This is a genomic window from Streptomyces sp. E2N166 (genome assembly GCF_003671715.1).
Lineage (GTDB): Bacteria > Actinomycetota > Actinomycetes > Streptomycetales > Streptomycetaceae > Streptomyces > Streptomyces thinghirensis.
Genome location: NZ_RAIF01000031.1, coordinates 397839 through 415544, shown reverse-complemented (window position 1 = coordinate 415544; position 17706 = coordinate 397839). Strand labels below are relative to the sequence as shown.

Annotated in this window: 15 protein-coding genes; 11 read left to right on the top strand and 4 right to left on the bottom strand. The window is 70.9% G+C overall.

All coding sequences use genetic code 11. The annotated features are described in order from the left end of the window. Together EBH09_RS23920 and EBH09_RS23915 are read right to left on the bottom strand one after the other, a co-directional pair. Positions 1 to 313 (bottom strand): WhiB family transcriptional regulator (locus EBH09_RS23920; protein WP_153182714.1); only part of this gene is annotated, 313 nt, incomplete at its 3' end. Between the two features lie 104 nt (positions 314 to 417). Then, on the bottom strand, positions 418 to 1056 hold the full coding sequence (locus EBH09_RS23915) for a DUF1707 domain-containing protein (protein WP_121749521.1): 639 nt from the start codon (positions 1054 to 1056) through the stop codon (positions 418 to 420). Positions 1057 to 1350: 294 nt separating this feature from the next. Here EBH09_RS23915 and EBH09_RS23910 point away from each other — a divergent pair, with 294 nt between their 5' ends. The 4 genes from EBH09_RS23910 to EBH09_RS23895 all read left to right on the top strand — a co-directional run bounded on the left by EBH09_RS23910 (position 1351) and on the right by EBH09_RS23895 (position 7722). Continuing rightward, on the top strand, positions 1351 to 3018 hold the full coding sequence (locus EBH09_RS23910; protein WP_193776494.1) for a fumarate hydratase: 1668 nt from the start codon (positions 1351 to 1353) through the stop codon (positions 3016 to 3018). Between the two features lie 78 nt (positions 3019 to 3096). Next, complete coding sequence (locus EBH09_RS23905; protein WP_121748987.1) at positions 3097 to 4500, top strand: class II fumarate hydratase; 1404 nt, start codon at positions 3097 to 3099, stop codon at positions 4498 to 4500. Positions 4501 to 4598: 98 nt separating this feature from the next. Continuing rightward, positions 4599 to 5315: a DUF402 domain-containing protein gene (locus EBH09_RS23900; RefSeq protein WP_121748986.1), complete on the top strand. Its 717-nt coding sequence runs from the start codon at positions 4599 to 4601 to the stop codon at positions 5313 to 5315. Positions 5316 to 5595: 280 nt separating this feature from the next. Next, positions 5596 to 7722 (top strand): SpoIIE family protein phosphatase, encoded by a 2127-nt coding sequence (locus EBH09_RS23895; RefSeq protein ID WP_193776493.1) that lies wholly within the window; start codon positions 5596 to 5598, stop codon positions 7720 to 7722. 66 nt (positions 7723 to 7788) lie between these two features. On the opposite strand, the gene EBH09_RS23890 is transcribed toward EBH09_RS23895, so the two are convergent. After that, complete coding sequence (locus EBH09_RS23890; protein ID WP_193776492.1) at positions 7789 to 10107, bottom strand: transglycosylase domain-containing protein; 2319 nt, start codon at positions 10105 to 10107, stop codon at positions 7789 to 7791. A 281-nt stretch (positions 10108 to 10388) separates the two neighbouring features. On the opposite strand from EBH09_RS23890, the gene EBH09_RS23885 reads away from it, so the two are divergent. The 5 genes from EBH09_RS23885 (at position 10389) to EBH09_RS23865 (ending at position 15372) form a co-directional block, all read left to right on the top strand. Next, positions 10389 to 11336, top strand: coding sequence for an SPFH domain-containing protein (locus tag EBH09_RS23885; RefSeq protein WP_121748984.1), 948 nt, complete (start codon positions 10389 to 10391; stop codon positions 11334 to 11336). Then, the gene (locus tag EBH09_RS23880; protein ID WP_121749519.1) at positions 11282 to 11662 is read left to right on the top strand and encodes a hypothetical protein; all 381 of its coding nucleotides are present in this window, start codon (positions 11282 to 11284) and stop codon (positions 11660 to 11662) included. The genes EBH09_RS23885 and EBH09_RS23880 overlap by 55 nt, the downstream gene beginning before the upstream one ends. Before the next feature lie 160 nt (positions 11663 to 11822). Further along, positions 11823 to 12347 (top strand): PadR family transcriptional regulator, encoded by a 525-nt coding sequence (locus tag EBH09_RS23875; protein ID WP_121748983.1) that lies wholly within the window; start codon positions 11823 to 11825, stop codon positions 12345 to 12347. Beyond that, positions 12344 to 13033, top strand: coding sequence for an ABC transporter ATP-binding protein (locus tag EBH09_RS23870; RefSeq protein ID WP_121748982.1), 690 nt, complete (start codon positions 12344 to 12346; stop codon positions 13031 to 13033). The genes EBH09_RS23875 and EBH09_RS23870 overlap by 4 nt, the downstream gene beginning before the upstream one ends. Beyond that, positions 13030 to 15372, top strand: coding sequence for an ABC transporter permease (locus EBH09_RS23865; protein WP_193776491.1), 2343 nt, complete (start codon positions 13030 to 13032; stop codon positions 15370 to 15372). The genes EBH09_RS23870 and EBH09_RS23865 overlap by 4 nt, the downstream gene beginning before the upstream one ends. A 62-nt stretch (positions 15373 to 15434) precedes the next feature. Here the strand turns inward: EBH09_RS23865 and EBH09_RS23860 are convergent, their stop codons facing one another. Further along, positions 15435 to 16373: a LysR substrate-binding domain-containing protein gene (locus EBH09_RS23860; protein WP_121748981.1), complete on the bottom strand. Its 939-nt coding sequence runs from the start codon at positions 16371 to 16373 to the stop codon at positions 15435 to 15437. A 137-nt stretch (positions 16374 to 16510) separates the two neighbouring features. Between EBH09_RS23860 and EBH09_RS23855 the strand changes: the two genes are divergently transcribed. Continuing rightward, positions 16511 to 17065 carry a peroxiredoxin gene (locus EBH09_RS23855; RefSeq protein WP_121748980.1) on the top strand — a complete coding sequence of 185 codons (555 nt, stop codon included), beginning with the start codon at positions 16511 to 16513 and terminating at the stop codon, positions 17063 to 17065. 6 nt (positions 17066 to 17071) lie between these two features. Next, positions 17072 to 17608, top strand: a complete 537-nt coding sequence (locus EBH09_RS23850; protein WP_121748979.1) for an alkyl hydroperoxide reductase — start codon at positions 17072 to 17074, stop codon at positions 17606 to 17608. Positions 17609 to 17706: the final 98 nt, after the last annotated feature.

Here is a 17706-nt window from a genome sequence, read left to right as displayed (position 1 = left end):
GGCGCCGGGCCAGGACCACGCGGCGTTCGGCGGCGGTGAGGCCGCCCCAGACGCCGTAGGGCTCGGGCTGCAGGAGGGCGTGCTCGCGGCACTCGACCATGACCGGACAGCGCGCGCAGACGCGCTTGGCCGCCTCCTCGCGGGAAAGGCGGGCGGCGGTGGGTTCCTTGGAGGGTGCGAAGAACAGTCCGGCCTCGTCGCGCCGGCACACCGCCTCGGTGTGCCAGGGAGCGTCTTGGTCCCTGTCCCGCACGGGCACCCGCTGGGCCGGAACGGCGGCTACCTGCAGGGACGAATGCGGCGGTTGCAGCACGGTCTACTCCTGACGACGGCTTCGCGAGCGAGAGACGATGCGTCAAGGCTTACCCGTTGTACGCACGCCTATGCACTGGGTTTCCAACCGCCGCCGGGGCCGCGCTACAAGTGCTTGCGCAAACCCTTGTCGACCTTGCGGTGCACCCGGTCGAGGATGTCCGCGACGACCCTGCCGCGCTTGGGACGCGCCTCGACGCTGCCCAGCACCGCCCAGCCGTCCACATAGATGACGGGGGCCTCCGTCTCGGCCGAGTCGAGTGTGTGGACCTCGAAGTTGCCGAGCACGCCGCCGCCCGCGCCGCGCAGCGACACGTTCTCCGGGACGCGCACCTCGACGCTGCCGAAGACCGCGAACGCCTTGATCACGACCTGCTGGTGCTCGAAGACCGCCTCGCTGAGGTCTATCTCGACGCTGCCGAACACCGCGTACGCGTGGATACGGCGGCTCGCCCGCCAGCGGCCCTTGCGGACCGCGCTGCTGAACACCGCCACCAGGTTCTCGTCGGCTTCGGCCGGGATGGCACCGGCGGTGGGGCGGTTGGGGACCGGAGCGACGCCCGGGCCCCGCCCGGTGTGCGCGGCGGGCAGGTCCTGCACGAAGACGTCCAGCTCACCGACCGTCCTGGCGGCCAGCACGCCCTCGACGCGCTCGGCGTGCTCCTCGGCGGTGAGCCGTCCCTCGGCGAGGGCCTCGCGCAGCATGTCGGTGACGCGGTCACGGTCGGCGTCCGAGGCGCGCATCCCGGAGACGTGCGCTGCGGTGCCGTGCGGTGCCGCGTCGTGCGGTTGGGCGTGCTTCTGAAGGTCCACGGCTGCAGCGTACCGAAACGCGATAGATCGCGACTACCCCTGCGGGCAACCTTGTCCCGACTTCGCGCGCGGCACTGTGCGCACCTCTGCGCGCGGCCTACTGAGCCTTACCTCACAAGCTCGTCGCCGGCGGCAGGTTTTACGCTGGTGGACGCTGCCAATGGAGGCGAGCCGTCGTTGCTGAGGAATCCAGCCGCGCGTGATGCCGAGTGAGGAATGGGCGAGATGCCTGAGTTCGCGTACACCGATCTGCTCCCCCAGGGAGAGGACACCACTCCGTACCGGCTGGTGACCTCCGAGGGTGTCTCCACCTTCGAGGCCGACGGGCGGACCTTCCTCAAGGTGGAGCCCGAGGCGCTGCGCAAGCTGGCCGAGGAGGCCATCCACGACATCCAGCACTACCTGCGCCCGGCCCACCTGGCGCAGCTGCGCCGGATCATCGACGACCCCGAGGCGTCGGGCAACGACAAGTTCGTGGCGCTGGACCTGCTGAAGAACGCGAACATCGCGGCCGCCGGCGTGCTGCCGATGTGCCAGGACACCGGCACGGCGATCGTCATGGGCAAGCGCGGCCAGAACGTGCTGACGGCGGGCGGCGACGAGGAGGCCCTGAGCCGGGGTGTTTACGACGCGTACAAGAACCTGAACCTGCGCTACTCGCAGATGGCTCCGCTCACCATGTGGGAGGAGAAGAACACCGGGTCCAACCTCCCCGCCCAGATCGAGCTGTACGCGACCGACGGCGGCGCCTACAAGTTCCTCTTCATGGCCAAGGGCGGCGGCTCGGCCAACAAGTCGTTCCTCTACCAGGAGACGAAGGCCGTCCTGAACGAGGCCTCCATGATGAAGTTCCTGGAGGAGAAGATCCGCTCGCTCGGCACGGCCGCCTGCCCGCCGTACCACCTGGCGATCGTGGTCGGCGGCACGTCCGCCGAGTACGCGCTGAAGACCGCGAAGTACGCCTCCGCGCACTACCTGGACGAGATCCCCGCCGAGGGTTCCGAGCTCGGGCACGGCTTCCGGGACCAGGACCTGGAGGAGAAGGTCTTCGAGCTGACCCAGAAGATCGGCATCGGCGCGCAGTTCGGCGGCAAGTACTTCTGCCACGACGTGCGCGTGGTGCGCCTGCCCCGGCACGGCGCGTCCTGCCCGGTCGCCATCGCCGTGTCCTGCTCGGCGGACCGCCAGGCGGTCGCGAAGATCACCGCCGAGGGCGTCTTCCTGGAGCAGTTGGAGACCGACCCGGCGCGGTTCCTGCCCGAGACGACGGACGAGCACCTCGACGAGGCCGGCGACGTCGTCAAGGTCGACCTCAACCAGCCGATGGACGACATCCTCGCCGAGCTGACCAAGCACCCCGTCAAGACCCGGCTCTCCCTGACCGGCCCGCTGGTCGTGGCCCGCGACATCGCGCACGCCAAGATCAAGGAGCGGCTGGACGCGGGCGAGGAGATGCCGCAGTACCTCAAGGACCACCCGGTGTACTACGCCGGTCCGGCGAAGACGCCCGAGGGGTACGCCTCCGGGTCCTTCGGCCCCACGACCGCCGGACGCATGGACTCCTACGTCGAGCAGTTCCAGGCGGCGGGCGGCTCCAAGGTGATGCTGGCCAAGGGCAACCGCAGCAAGCAGGTCACCGACGCGTGCGACGCGCACGGCGGCTTCTACCTCGGCTCCATCGGCGGACCGGCGGCGCGCCTCGCGCAGGACTGCATCAAGAAGGTCGAGGTCGTCGAGTACGAGGAGCTCGGCATGGAGGCGGTCTGGAAGATCGAGGTCGAGGACTTCCCGGCGTTCATCGTGGTGGACGACAAGGGCAACGACTTCTTCCAGGATCCGGCGCCGGCGCCGACGTTCACGAGCATTCCGGTGCGGGGGCCCGGGCTCGCCTGAGCCCGGCCGGTGACGGTTCACCTCCACGGGGAACAGTGGTCGCATCCAGGACGCTGTGACACGTGGAGGTGATCGTCGATGGCCGACGAGCAGGACAGGACCGAGTACCGCACCGAGCACGACTCCATGGGTGAGGTGCGGGTTCCCGCCCACGCCAAGTGGCGTGCCCAGACGCAGCGGGCCGTGGAGAACTTCCCGGTGTCCGGGCAGCGCATCGAGCGCGCGCACATCGAGGCACTCGCCCGGATCAAGGGCGCGGCCGCCAAGGTCAACGCCGAGCTGGGCGTCCTGGACAAGGACGTCGCCGGCGCGATCCGGGCGGCGGCCGGGGAGGTCGCCGAGGGGAAGTGGGACGAGCACTTTCCCGTGGACGTGTTCCAGACGGGGTCGGGGACCTCGTCCAACATGAACACCAACGAGGTCGTCGCCACCCTCGCCTCCGAGCGGCTCGGCCGGGACGTGCACCCCAACGACCACGTCAACGCCTCCCAGTCGTCCAACGACGTCTTCCCGTCCTCCATCCACATCGCCGCGACCGCCGCCGTCACCCGTGACCTGATCCCGGCCCTCGACCACCTCGCCGGCGCCCTGGAGCGCAAGGCCGGGGAGTTCGCCGACGTGGTGAAGTCCGGGCGTACGCACCTCATGGACGCCACGCCGGTCACGCTGGGGCAGGAGTTCGGCGGGTACGCCGCCCAGGTGCGGTACGGCATCGAGCGGCTTCAGGCGTCCCTCCCCCGCCTCGCCGAGCTGCCGCTGGGCGGCACCGCGGTCGGCACCGGCATCAACACCCCGCCCGGCTTCTCCGCCGCCGTCATCGAGGAGGTGGCCCGCGCGACGGGGCTGCCGCTGACCGAGGCGCGCGACCACTTCGAGGCGCAGGGTGCCCGGGACGGCATCGTCGAGACGAGTGGGCAGCTGCGGACCATCGCCGTCGGCCTGACGAAGATCGCCAACGACCTGCGGTGGATGGCGTCCGGGCCGCGGACGGGGCTGGCGGAGATCTCCCTGCCCGACCTCCAGCCGGGGTCGTCCATCATGCCCGGCAAGGTCAACCCGGTGATCCCGGAGGCGGTCCTCATGGTCGCCGCCCAGGTCACCGGCAACGACGCGACGGTCGCCGCCGCCGGAGCGGCCGGCAACTTCGAGCTGAACGTCATGCTGCCGGTCATCGCCAAGAACGTGCTGGAGTCGATCCGGCTGCTCGCGAACGTCTCGCGGCTGCTCGCGGACCGCACCGTCGACGGCGTCGTCGCACACCGGGACCGGGCCCGCGAGTACGCCGAGTCGTCCCCCTCCGTCGTCACGCCGCTCAACAAGTACATCGGGTACGAGGAGGCCGCCAAGGTCGCCAAGAGGGCGCTGGCCGAGCGGAAGACGATCCGTCAGGTCGTCCTGGAGGGCGGCTACGTCGAGCGCGGCGACCTCACGAACGAGCAGCTGGACGAGGCACTGGACGTGCTGCGGATGACCCGCCCGTGACCGGACGGCCGGCGTGAGCGCCCGCGGACGCTCGTGGGCGTGGCCGCTCGTCCGCGATCACCGGCGCGTCAGGTGGCAAGGGCACCTAATATCTGTCCATGGCAGACGGTGAAGCGGTGAGCGCGGCGACGGAAGCGGGGGCCGAGGACGGCGGTCCGGCGGCCCCGGCGGGGTACTGGGCACCCGGCAGCCAGATCCTGTGGCGGTACCGGGAGAACGGCGGCCCGCACGTCCACATCGTGCGCCCCGTCACCGTCGTACGGGACGACGCCGATCTGCTCGCCGTGTGGCTGGCCCCCGGCACCGACTGCGTGAAGCCGGTACTCGCCGACGGCACGCCCGTGCACCTGGAACCGCTGGTCTCGCGCTACACCAAACCGCGCACCGTGCAGCGCGACCGGTGGTTCGGCACGGGTGTGCTGAAGCTGGCCCGGCCCGGCGAGCCCTGGTCGGTGTGGCTGTTCTGGGATCCGGACTGGCGGTTCAAGAACTGGTACGTGAACCTGGAGGAGCCGCTGACCCGTTGGGAGGGCGGGGTGGACTCCGAGGACCACTTCCTCGACATCTCCGTCCACCCGGACCGCACCTGGCACTGGCGGGACGAGGACGAGTTCGCCCAGGCCCAGCGGGACCGGCTGATGGACGCCCGGCTCGCCGAGCGGGTGCGCAAGGCGGGGCGTGCCGCGGTGGCGGAGATCCGCGCCTGGGGCTCCCCGTTCGCGGACGGCTGGGAACACTGGCGCCCGGATCCGTCCTGGCCGGTACCGTCGCTGCCCGGGGACTGGGACCGCACGCCCGCGCACGTGTCCTCGTGAGACCCTTGATACGCCCCCGGGCAGGAAACGTAGGATCGTCCTCCGCAAGGGAGCGCGGCACCAACCGGCGGAGCGTGCGCTGTGCTTGACCGATCGTCACCGAGGGGCGGCAGGACGTGAGCGAGAGGTACGACGGCGACACGGATACGGGCCGCAGACGGCCCGCCGGTGACAAAGGAACAGCCTCTGACCACGCGGCGATCCCGTTCCCGGGGCATGCATTCCGGGTATCGGGATTTCTGCGGGACGAACTGCACGCGCCGCGCGCAGTCCCGGACGGATGGATTCGACACGCGTGACGGAGCACCCGACCTCCTTCGACCGCCCCCCGACGGGCGGCGACCCCGCGGATCCCCGCGGGGCGCTGCTGCATACCCCCGTGCCGCCACGCGCCCCCGGGGCCGCGTTACCGGCACAGGGGCGCACCGGAGAGACGCCGCCCAACGCGGGCACGGACTCCTCCGGCGCCTTCGAGCACTCGCAGCCCGGCGCCGAGCAGGCCGCCGAGCCCGACACGCACCGCCCGCGGCCCACGTCCGACGGCGTCCCGGCCCAGCCCGGCGGCGCGCAGACCGGGGCGGGAACCGTCCCCGGAGCCGTACCCGGTTCCGCGACACCGGCGGGGGCGGAGCGCCGTGGCGCGCCGCTGGAACCGGACCGCCGTACCGGGCAGCCCACCGCGCCGGGACAGCCCACGCCCATGCGGCGGGACGGTGACCGGCTGCGGTTCGTGGGAGCCGCGACCCGGCGGATCGCCCGGGGCATGGACCTCGACGAGATCGTGATGGGGCTGTGCCGGGCCACCGTGCCGACGTTCGCGGACGCGATCCTCGTCTATCTGCGCGAGCCGTTGCCGGTCGGCGACGAGCGGCCCACGGGCCCCCTCGTGCTGCGGTTGCGCCGCACCGACCGGATACCGGCCGAGCGGGACACCGAGAGCGGCTTCACGCCCGCGGCCCAGCCCGAGCCCTCGGAGCTGGACACGGTCGGCTCCGAGCTGTGCGAGGTGCGGCCGGGCAGCGCGCTCGCCGAGGTGCTGCGCGGCGTGCGACCGGTCTTCACGGACACGCCCGCCGCCCGCGCCGCCCTGCCCGAACTGCTCGGTGACGGCCGGGACTTCGCCGTACCCGACGGCCGGCGGGCGATCCTCGCGCCACTGCGCGGCCGGCGCCGGGTGATCGGGGCCGCCCTGTTCCTGCGCGGCCCGGAGCGCGTCGCCTTCGAGGCCGACGACCTGCTGGTCGCCGCCCAGCTCGCCACGCACAGCGCCCTCGGCATCGACAAGGCGGTGCTGTACGGGCGTGAGGCGTACATCGCCGACGAGTTGCAGCGCACCATGCTCCCGGAGAACCTGCCGCGCTGCACCGGCGTCCGGCTGGCCTCCCGCTACCTGCCGGCCGCCGAGACGGCGCGGGTCGGCGGCGACTGGTACGACGCCATCCCGCTGCCCGGCAGCCGGGTCGCGCTGGTCGTCGGTGACGTCATGGGCCACTCCATGACGTCGGCGGCCATCATGGGCCAGCTGCGGACCACCGCGCAGACCCTGGCCGGGCTCGACCTGCCCCCGCAGGAGGTGCTGCACCACCTCGACGAGCAGGCACAGCGTCTGGGCACCGACCGCATGGCGACCTGCCTGTACGCCGTGTACGACCCGGTATCGCACCGCATCACCGTCGCCAACGCCGGACACCCGCCGCCCGTCCTGCTGCACCTGGGCGGCCACGCCGAGGTCCTGCGGGTGCCCGCGGGCGCCCCCATCGGGGTCGGCGGCGTGGACTTCGAGGCCGTAGAGCTGGACGCCCCAGCCGGCGCGACCCTCCTCCTCTACACGGACGGGCTGGTCGAGTCCCGGCTGCGGGACGTGTGGACCGGCATAGAGCAGCTGCGGGAGCGCCTCGCGGCGACCGCGCAGCTCACCGGTCCGGACCATCCGCCGCCTCTGGAAGCCCTGTGCGACGAGGTGCTGGACATGCTCGGCCCCGGCGACCGGGACGACGACATCGCGCTGCTCGCCGCCCGCTTCGACGGCATCGCGCCCAGCGACGTGGCGTACTGGTTCCTGGAGCCCGATGACACCGCCCCCGGCCGGGCCCGGCGCCTGGCCCGGCGCGCCCTCGCCCGCTGGGGCATGGAGGACCTCACCGACTCCGTCGAGCTGCTGGTCAGTGAGGTCGTGACCAACGCCGTGCGGTACGCCACCAAGCCGGTCACACTGCGGCTGCTGCGCACGGACGTGCTGCGCTGCGAGGTCGGCGACGACGTGCCGCAGCTGCCTCGGCTGCGGCAGGCACGGGCGACCGACGAGGGCGGACGCGGGCTGTACCTGGTGAACCGGCTGGCCCGGCGCTGGGGAGCGACGCGGCTGAGCACCGGGAAGGTGGTCTGGTTCGAGCTGAACCGGGGGTGAGGCAGCCTCGCGCGAAGGGCGCCCGGTAGTGGTCACCGGGCGCCCTTCGCGCGTTCCTACAGTCGGTTATCGCTCCTGCCGGTCCCCGTCCGGGAAGAGCGGGTTCTCCGGCTCCGTGGCCTCCCCGCCGGTCGGCGGTGGTTCGGTCGACGGGCTGTTGGACGGGGACTGAGTCGGCTCCTCGGTCGTCGGCTCGTCGGTCGTCGGCTCGTCGGACGGGGGCGCCTCGGTCGTCGGCTCGTCGGTCGTCGGCTCCTCGGTCGTCGGCTCCTCGGACGGCGACTGGGTCGGCGACTCGGGGGCCGACGGCGACCTGCTCGGCTTCACCGCGGCGCCCTGCTTGGTCTCCAGGTCGAACTCGGTGACCTCGCCCATGACGCCGAAGGTGTACGCCGCCCAGATCTCCGCGGGGAAGCCACCACCGTTCACTCGGTAGTCGACGCCGCCCGCCTTGTACATCGGGACCTGGGCGAACGTCTTCGAGTCCTCACCGAACAGGCCGACTGAGGTGACCAGCCCGGGCGTGAAACCGGTGAACCAGGCCGACTTGTTGTTGTCGGACGTACCCGTCTTGCCGGCGACCTGCTGGCCGTCGCGCAGCGGATTCTCCCGCACGGACTTCTTGGCCGTTCCGTCGTTGACCACGCCGGTGAGTACGGAGGTCACCGTGTCGGCGGCCTCGCGGCTGATGACCCGCTCGCCGATCGGGTCGGGGAACTCGACCTTGCGGGAGTTGTGCTCGACCGACTTCACGACGGCCGGGGTGACCTTCTTGCCGTGGTTGTCGAAGGTGGCGTAGACGCCGGCCATCTCCAGCGGGCTCGCGCCCATACTGCCGAGGGTCTGCGCGGGCACGGGGTCCATGCCCTCGGTCTCCATGCCCAGCTCGCCCGCGACCTTCACGACCTCGGGCATGCCGACGTCGATGCCCATCTGCGCGAAGACGGAGTTGACGGACTTGTTCATCGCCTCCTGGACGTCGATGTCGCCGTAGTCGACGTCGTCCTCGTTCGGGGGCGCGAAACCGACCTCCTGGTCGCCGTCCATCACGGGGCGCTTGCTCGTGCCGTCGTACATCGTGTTGGCCGTGATCGGCACGCCGTCCTGGGTCTCGGCGTCCTGGTCGACGGCCGCGGCGAGGATCACCGGCTTGAAGGTGGAGGCGGGCTGGTAGTCGTCGCGGGTGGCGTTGTTCCGGAAGTGCTTCACGTAGTCCACGCCGCCGTACATCGCCACGACACCGCCCGTCTTCGGGTCCACGGAGACGGCACCGGCCTGGACGTCGGCGTCGACCTCACGCTTCTCGGGATCCAGCTTGCTGGTGAGTTGGGTCGTGACCGACTTCTCCAGCGCGGCCTGCTTCTTCTTGTCGATGTTGAGCGTGACCGTCCAGCCGCCGGCGTCCACCAGAGCGTCGGCCTGCTTCATGTCCTCGGCGGTGCCCTGGCCGACGAGCTGCTTCTTGAGCGCGGTGTTGGCAGCCTCGACCAGGTACCCGGTCTGGCCCTCCATCCCGGGAGCGGGCTTGGGCACCTCGGGGACCGGGAACTCCATGTTCTGGCGGTCGGCCTGGCCCAGCCACTTCTGCTCGACCATGTTGTCCAGGACGTAGTTCCAGCGCTGCTGGACCAGCTTCTTGCCGGTGTCGCTGGCGATTGCCCAGTCGTACTGGTTCGGCGCCTGGAGCAGCGCGGCGAGGTAGGCGCCCTGTTCGACCGTCAGGTCCTCGGCGTCGACGCGGTAGTAGGCCTGGGCGGCGGCCTGGATACCGTAGGCGCCGCGGCCGTAGTAGCTGGTGTTGATGTACCCGGCGAGGATGTAGTCCTTGGACTTCTCCCGGTCCAGCTTCAGGGAGATGACCAGTTCCTTCAGCTTGCGCGTGACGGTCTGGTCCTGGGTCAGATAGTAGTTCTTGACGTATTGCTGGGTGATCGTCGATCCGCCCTGCGCGCCCTTGCCGGAGAGGGTGTTCAGCAGGCCGCGCGCGGTGCCCTTGAGGTCGACGCCGGAGTCCTTGTAGAAGGTCTTGTTCTCGGCGGCGACGAAGGTGTGCTGGACGTCCTTGGGGACCTTGGCCAGGTCGACGATCTCGCGGTTGTAGCCCTTGCGGGCCATGATCGAGCCGTCACTGTATTTGTAGACGTTGCCCTGCGAGTCGGCGTCGTCGTTGCCCGCGGCGGGGATGTCGATCACCAGGTAGAGCACGATGAAGGCGCCCATGCCGAGCAGGCAGAGGCCGAAGAAGGTCCCGAGGATCTTCTTCCAGGTGAACAGCCTGCGTATGCCGCTCTTACCGCTCCCGCCCGCTCCCGCGGAACGGCGGCGTCTGGGCGCCGCGCGGCGGCCACCGCGCTGTCGCGCTTTTCTCTCTTCCGCTCGTCCCATGGGTCCGATCCGCTCCGCTTCGTTCATCTGTGACCACGTCTCGTTCACGTGTCACACAGGTTCGTCGCTCAGGTCAGCTCAGAAAGCTAACACCGGGAGATATGACAAACGGCTGCCGATCCGGCCTTGTACGGACGTGAGAATCAGCACCCGCTCCTGTGGAACCGACGTACGAGGGGGGTTCAAGGTTGCGATGCGCGGGTAAAGTGATATCACTTAGCTAGACCGACGATAGACGCTGAGCGTGCGCGAGCGCGCCCGGCCGGAACGGGGGACCACCCATGTCCACACACGACACCAACGGCACTTCGCAGGTCAGCGCGGACGTACCCGAGATGCCCGCGCCACGGGTGCGCGAGATGCAGGCGCACAGCATCGGTGGTGGCCTCGCGCTACTGCTGGGGCTGGTCGGGCTGCTCGCCGGCGCCGGCCTGATCGCCACCGCGACGGCTACCGCGGCGGCCGGAGCGAAGGCCGCGCTGATCGTCGCGGGCATCGTGGTCGCCCTGGCCGCGTTCCTCGCGATGTGCGGACTGAACATGGTGGCGCCGGGCGAGGCCCGAGTGGTCCAGCTCTTCGGGCGCTACCGGGGCACGATCCGGCAGGACGGGCTGCGCTGGGTGAACCCCCTCACCTCGCGCACCAAGATCTCGACGCGGGTGCGCAACCACGAGACGGCCGTCCTGAAGGTGAACGACGCCTACGGCAACCCCATCGAGCTGGCCGCCGTCGTGGTGTGGCGGGTGGAGGACACCGCGCAGGCCACCTTCGAGGTGGACGACTACATCGAGTTCGTCTCCACCCAGACCGAGGCGGCCGTGCGGCACATCGCCATCGAGTACCCCTACGACGCCCACGACGAGGACGGCCTCTCGCTGCGCGGCAACGCCGAGGAGATCACCGAGAAGCTCGCCGTCGAGCTGCACGCGCGCGTGGAGGCGGCCGGGGTGCAGATCATCGAGTCCCGCTTCACGCACCTCGCGTACGCCCCGGAGATCGCCTCGGCGATGCTCCAGCGGCAGCAGGCCGGCGCGGTGGTCGCGGCCCGGCGCCAGATCGTGGACGGCGCGGTCGGCATGGTCGAGGCGGCGCTCGCCCGGATCAGCGAGCAGGGCATCGTGGAGATGGACGACGAGCGCAAGGCGGCGATGGTGTCCAACCTGATGGTCGTACTCTGCGGGGACCGCGCCGCCCAGCCGGTCCTGAACACGGGGACGCTCTACCAGTGACGACCCCGTCCGAGGGTTCCCCGTCCCAGGGCTCCGGGTCCGAGGGCTCCCCCTCCCAGGGCTCCCCGTCCGAGGACCCGGCCCCGAAGCGTCGGCCGCAGCAGCAGCGCAAGCAGGTGCTGCTGCGGCTGGACCCGCAGGTGTACGAGGCGCTGGCCCGCTGGGCGGGCGACGAGCTGCGCTCGGCCAACGCCCAGATCGAGTTCCTGCTCCGCAGGGCACTGGCGGAGGCGGGCCGGCTGCCCGGGGACGCGGGACCGCTGCCGCGCCGAGGGCGCCCGCCCAGGGGTCCGGGGCCGGGACCCGGGCCCACGCCACCGTCGTGACGAAGCCGGGCAGGCCGCGCCACCGCGCCATGCGGAGGCGCGGCCTCCGTCGTCACGGAACCGTGACAATCGCCCCCGACCTGCGGTCCCGTACGCCCCGCCACCATCTCCGCACCGGGCGTATACATTGCGCGTATACACCGTGTGTAGAGTGCTCCGCATGTCCATCGGTCACACCCTCCTGGGACTCCTGGAGTCCGGGCCGCGCCACGGTTACGACCTGAAGCGCGCCTTCGACGAGAAGTTCGGTCACGACCGGCCGCTGCACTACGGCCAGGTCTATTCGACGATGTCCCGCCTGCTGAAGAACGGCCTCGTCGTCGTCGACGGCATCGAGGCGGGCGGGGGCCCCGAGCGCAAGCGGTACGCGATCACCGACGCGGGGATCACCGACGTACAGCAGTGGCTCGCCACGCCCGAGAAGCCCGAGCCGTATCTCCAGTCGACGCTCTACACCAAGGTCGTCCTCGCGCTGCTCACCCACCGCGAAGCCGCCGACATCCTCGACACGCAGCGCTCGGAGCATCTGCGCGGCATGCGGATCCTCACCGACCGCAAGCGCAAGGGCGACCTCGCCGACCAGCTCATCTGCGACCACGCCCTGTTCCATCTGGAGGCCGACCTGCGGTGGCTGGAGCTGACCGCGGCACGCCTCGACAAGCTCCGTGAGGCGGTGGCCCGATGACTCCTCCCGCAGGTTCGCTGCTCTCGGCCGAGCAGCTGCGCAAGGCCTACGGCCCGACCCTCGCCCTCGACGGCGCGGAGTTCTCCATCCACCCCGGCGAGGTCGTCGCCGTGATGGGCCCCTCCGGGTCCGGCAAGTCGACGCTGCTCCACTGCCTGGCCGGCATCGTGCCGCCCGACTCGGGGACGATCACGTACAACGGGCGTGAGCTGTCCGCCATGAACGACTCCCAGCGCAGTGCGCTGCGCCGCTCGGACTTCGGGTTCGTGTTCCAGTTCGGGCAGCTCGTGCCGGAGCTGACCTGCGTCGAGAACGTCGCCCTTCCGCTGCGGCTCAACGGCACCTCCCGCAAGGAGGCCGAGCGGGCCGCGCTGACCTGGATGGAGCGCCTGGAGGTCGACGACCTGCGCAAGAAGCGGCCCGGCGAGGTCTCCGGCGGTCAGGGCCAGCGGGTCGCGGTGGCGCGGTCGCTGGTGACCGACCCCCGTGTCCTCTTCGCCGACGAACCGACCGGCGCACTGGACTCCCTCAACGGCGAGCGCGTGATGGAACTCCTCACGGACGCCGCCCGCTCCACCAACGCCGCCGTCGTCCTTGTCACGCACGAGGCACGGGTGGCCGCCTACTCCGACCGCGAGGTCGTCGTACGGGACGGCAAGTCCCGGGACATGGAGCGGGTCGTATGAGCGTGCGGCAGTGGGCCCGGGACCTGGCCATGGGCGTCCGCTTCGCCTTCACCGGCGGGCGCGAGGGCTGGACCCGGGCCGTGCTGACGGCCGTCGGTGTCGGACTCGGCGTGGCGCTGCTCCTGCTGACGACGGCGATCCCGAACGCGCTGGCCGTCCGGCACGACCGGGAGGCGGCCCGTACCGACATCACCTTCTCCTCCGAGCAGTTGCCGAAGGCCGACGACACCCTCGTGGTCGCCGACGTCGGCTCGGACTTCCGCGACGACAGTGTCCGCGGCCGGGCCCTGGACCCCGAGGGGCCGCGGGCGCCGCTGCCGCCGGGGGTGGAGAAGTTCCCCGCGGTCGGGGAGATGGTGGTCTCCCCCGCGCTGAAGAAGCTGCTGGAGTCGGACTCCGGCGCGTTGCTGCGCGAGCGGCTGCCGGACCGGATCGTCGGCACCATCGGGGAGAGCGGGCTGATCGGCTCGGCCGAACTCGCCTTCTACCGGGGCGCCGACGACCTCGCGTCGCACATCGACGGGGGCTCGATCGCCCGTATCGACCGGTTCGGCGATCCGGATCCGTCGTCCGAGCGGTCCGACCCGGTCCTGCTCCTGCTGATCCTCGTCGTCTTCGTGGTGCTGCTGACACCGGTCGCGGTGTTCATCGCCGCGGCCGTGCGGTTCGGCGGCGAGCGGCGGGACCGGCGGCTCGCCGCGCTGCGGCTGGTGGGCTCGGACGGTGGTATGACCCGGCGGATCGCCGCGGGCGAGGCGATGGCGGGCGCCGTGCTGGGGCTGGTCTTCGGCGCCGTGTTCTTCATGATCGGACGCCGGCTCGCGGGCACCGCCGAGGTCTTCCGCATCAGTGTGTTCCCGAGCTACCTCAACCCGTCGCCGCTGCTGGCCCTGCTGGTCGGGGTCGCGGTGCCGGCGGCGGCGGTGCTGGTGACGCTGTTCGCGCTGCGCGGGGTGGTCATCGAACCGCTCGGCGTGGTCCGCGCGGGCCGGCCGGCACGGCGCCGCCTGTGGTGGCGGCTGCTGCTGCCGCTGGCCGGTCTGGCCATGCTCTACCCGATGATCGGCAACGGGCGGGACAACGGCGACTTCAACCAGTACCTGGTGACCGGAGGCGTCGTCCTGCTCCTGGTTGGCGTGACCGCGCTGCTGCCGTGGATCGTGGAGACCGTCGTCGCCCGGCTCGGCTCGGGCGGCGTGGCCTGGCAGCTGGCCGTGCGCAGGCTGCAGATGAGCAGCGGTACGGCGGCCCGCATGGTCAACGGGATCGCGGTGGCCGTCGCGGGGGCGATCGCGCTGCAGATGCTGTTCGTCGGCGTGGACGACGACTACACCAGGTCCACCGGGCAGGACCTCGCGCAGGCACAGATGGAGGTCGTCCTGCCGAGCGACCTGCTGGTGGCCACGGCGGCCGACAAGCTCCGGGACACCGAGGGCGTGAAGGCGGTCTACGGCTACTCCGAGGGCTATCTCGGCGACCGCCCCAAGGACCCGGAGCACGGCACGACGGTGACCGTGGGCGACTGCGCGTCGCTGCGGGCGATGGCCCGCATCGACTCCTGCACCGACGGGGACCTGTTCGCCGTCCACGGCGCCGAGTGGGACGGCGATGAGGACATGACGAAGCTGGCCGCGCCGGGCCGGAAGTTCTACGTGGACCCCTCGTACGAGGGTGGCCCGAAGAGCAAGGAGATCCCCTGGGCGGTGCCGCAGGGCGTGAAGGCGGCGAAGCCGCGCAAGGGGCTGCTGGCCGGGACCGACCGGGGCGGCTTCCTGTTCACCCCGAAGGCGATGCCGGACGCGCTCGCGCCGGCCCTGACCGGCCATGCCTTCCTCAAGCTGGACGAGTCGGTGGCGGACGTGCACGACCGGGTACGGACGGCAGCGGCGGGCATCGATCCGCTGGCGGACACCGTGACCTGGGCGGAAACGGAGCGGACCGGCCGGTTCGACGCCATCCGCACCGGTCTGTTCGTCGGGGCGGCGTGCGTACTGGCGCTGATCGGGGTAAGTCTGCTGGTCTCGCAGCTGGAGCAGTTGCGCGAGCGGAAGAAGCTGCTGTCGGCCCTGGTCGCCTTCGGCACCCGGCGGCGCACGCTCAGCCTGTCGGTGCTGTGGCAGACGGCGATTCCCATCGCGCTCGGCCTGTTGCTGGCCACGGTGGTGGGCCTGACCCTGGGCACGGTACTGCTGAAGATGACGAACACCCCGGTCGGCGTCGACTGGGCCGGCGTCCTGACCATGACCGGCATCGGCGCCGGGGTCGTCCTGGCGGTGACCCTGTTCAGCCTGCCACCGCTGCTGCGGCTGATGCGGCCGGAGGGACTGCGCACGGAGTAGGTTCCCGGCGCGTCCGGGCCGAGGGCACGCGGGACCGAGGGCACGCCGGGGGCGGCGTGCCCTCAGCCGTGCACCGTCCGTACCGGCAGGTCCTCCATCGCCTCGCGAAGGGCCGCGGCCAGTTCCTCGTACTCCGCGGAGCGCGCCGCACCCGTGCGCATGGCGAGGGCGATGCGGCGGGTGGGGGCCGGGTCGGCGAAGGAACCGGTGAGGAGCTGGCTGGAGCGCGACGTCTCCACCCGGACCGCCGTACGCGGCAGCAGCGTCACGCCCAGGCCGCCCGCCACCAGCTGCACCAGCGTCGACAGACCGGCGGCCGTCGTCGTCGCCGGGACGCCCGCGCGGCCCGCCTCACGGCAGATGTCGAGTGCCTGGTCGCGCAGGCAGTGCCCCTCGTCGAGCAGCAGCAGCTTCAGCTCGCGCAGCACCGCCCGCTCGATGCCCTCCCGGCCGCCGAGCCGGTGGTCGAGGGGGGTGACGAGCACGAAGTCCTCGTCGAAGAGCGGGAGCTCCGTCACCCCGGGGACGCCGAGCGGTACCGCCAGCAGGAGCAGGTCGAGGCGGCCGGACGTGAGACCGTCCAGCAGGCTCGCCGTCTGCTCCTCGTGGACCTGGAGGTCCAGGTCCGGATAGCGGTCGTGGACCAGCCGCAGCACCGTCGGCAGCAGATACGGCGCCACCGTCGGGATGACCCCGAGCCGCAGCACCCCGGTGAACGGCGCCCGCACCGCCTCCGCCTCCTCCAGCAGCGCGCCGACCTCCGCCAGTACCGCCTTCGTCCGTACCGCGAGCCGTTCCCCGGCGGGCGAGAGCAGTACCTTGCGCGTCGTACGCTCCAGGAGGGTGACACCCAGTGTCTCCTCCAGGGCGGAAACGGCGCCGGAGAGCGCGGGCTGGCTCATGCCGATAGCGGCGGCGGCATCGCGGAAGTGCAGATGCTCGGCGACCGCTTCGAAAGCCCGCAGCTGGGCGAGGCTGGGCTGCCTCTTCTTACCGGACACTAATAGCCACCTCCGATCAACTCGACCGAGTGTAGCTATTTCACTAATCAATGCACCCTGTGCCAACATCAATAACGTCCAACCCATGGGAAACACTCGCAAAATGGGTGTTTCTTCGCTGCATTTTTGGAGAGCGCGTGCTCACTGTCGGTGACAAGTTCCCCGAGTTCGATCTGACCGCCTGCGTCTCGCTGGAGAAGGGCAAGGAGTTCCAGCAGATCAACCACAAGACCTACGAGGGTCAGTGGAAGGTCGTCTTCGCATGGCCCAAGGACTTCACCTTCGTGTGCCCGACCGAGATCGCCGCCTTCGGCAAGCTGAACGACGAGTTCGCCGACCGTGACGCCCAGGTCCTCGGCTTCTCCGGCGACTCCGAGTTCGTGCACCACGCCTGGCGCAAGGACCACCCGGACCTGACCGACCTGCCGTTCCCGATGATGGCGGACTCCCGCCACGAGCTGATGCGCGACCTCGGCATCGAGGGCGAGGACGGCTTCGCCAAGCGCGCCGTGTTCATCGTGGACCAGAACAACGAGATCCAGTTCACCATGGTGACCGCCGGCTCGGTCGGCCGGAACCCCAAGGAGGTCCTGCGGGTCCTCGACGCCCTGCAGACCGACGAGCTCTGCCCGTGCAACTGGAGCAAGGGCGACGAGACCCTCGACCCCGTCGCGCTGCTTTCGGGAGAGTGAGCTGACATGTCCCTCGATTCCCTGAAGTCCGCCGTTCCGGACTACGCCAAGGACCTGAAGCTCAACCTGGGTTCGGTCATCGGCAACTCCGACCTCCCGGCGCAGCAGCTGTGGGGCACCGTGCTGGCGACCGCCATCGCCTCGCGCTCCCCCATCGTGCTGCGTGAGCTGGAGCCGGAGGCGAAGGCGAACCTCACGCCCGAGGCGTACTCGGCCGCCAAGTCGGCCGCCGCCGTCATGGCGATGAACAACGTCTTCTACCGCACCCGGCACCTGCTGTCGGACCACGAGTACGGCACCCTGCGCGCCGGCCTGCGGATGAACGTCATCGGCAACCCGGGCGTCGACAAGGTCGACTTCGAGCTGTGGTCCTTCGCGGTTTCCGCCATCAACGGCTGCGGCATGTGCCTGGACTCGCACGAGCAGGTGCTCCGCAAGGCCGGTGTGGACCGCGAGACGATCCAGGAGGCGTTCAAGATCGCCGCCGTGGTCGAGGCCGTCGGCGTCACGCTGGACGCCGAGGCGGTTCTCGCCGGCCAGTAGTCCCGCGACGCGGAAACGACACGGGCCCCGCTCACCGACTCGGTGAGCGGGGCCCGCCGCGTGTCGCTACGCCGGAGAGGTGTCCGACGGCGGCGGCT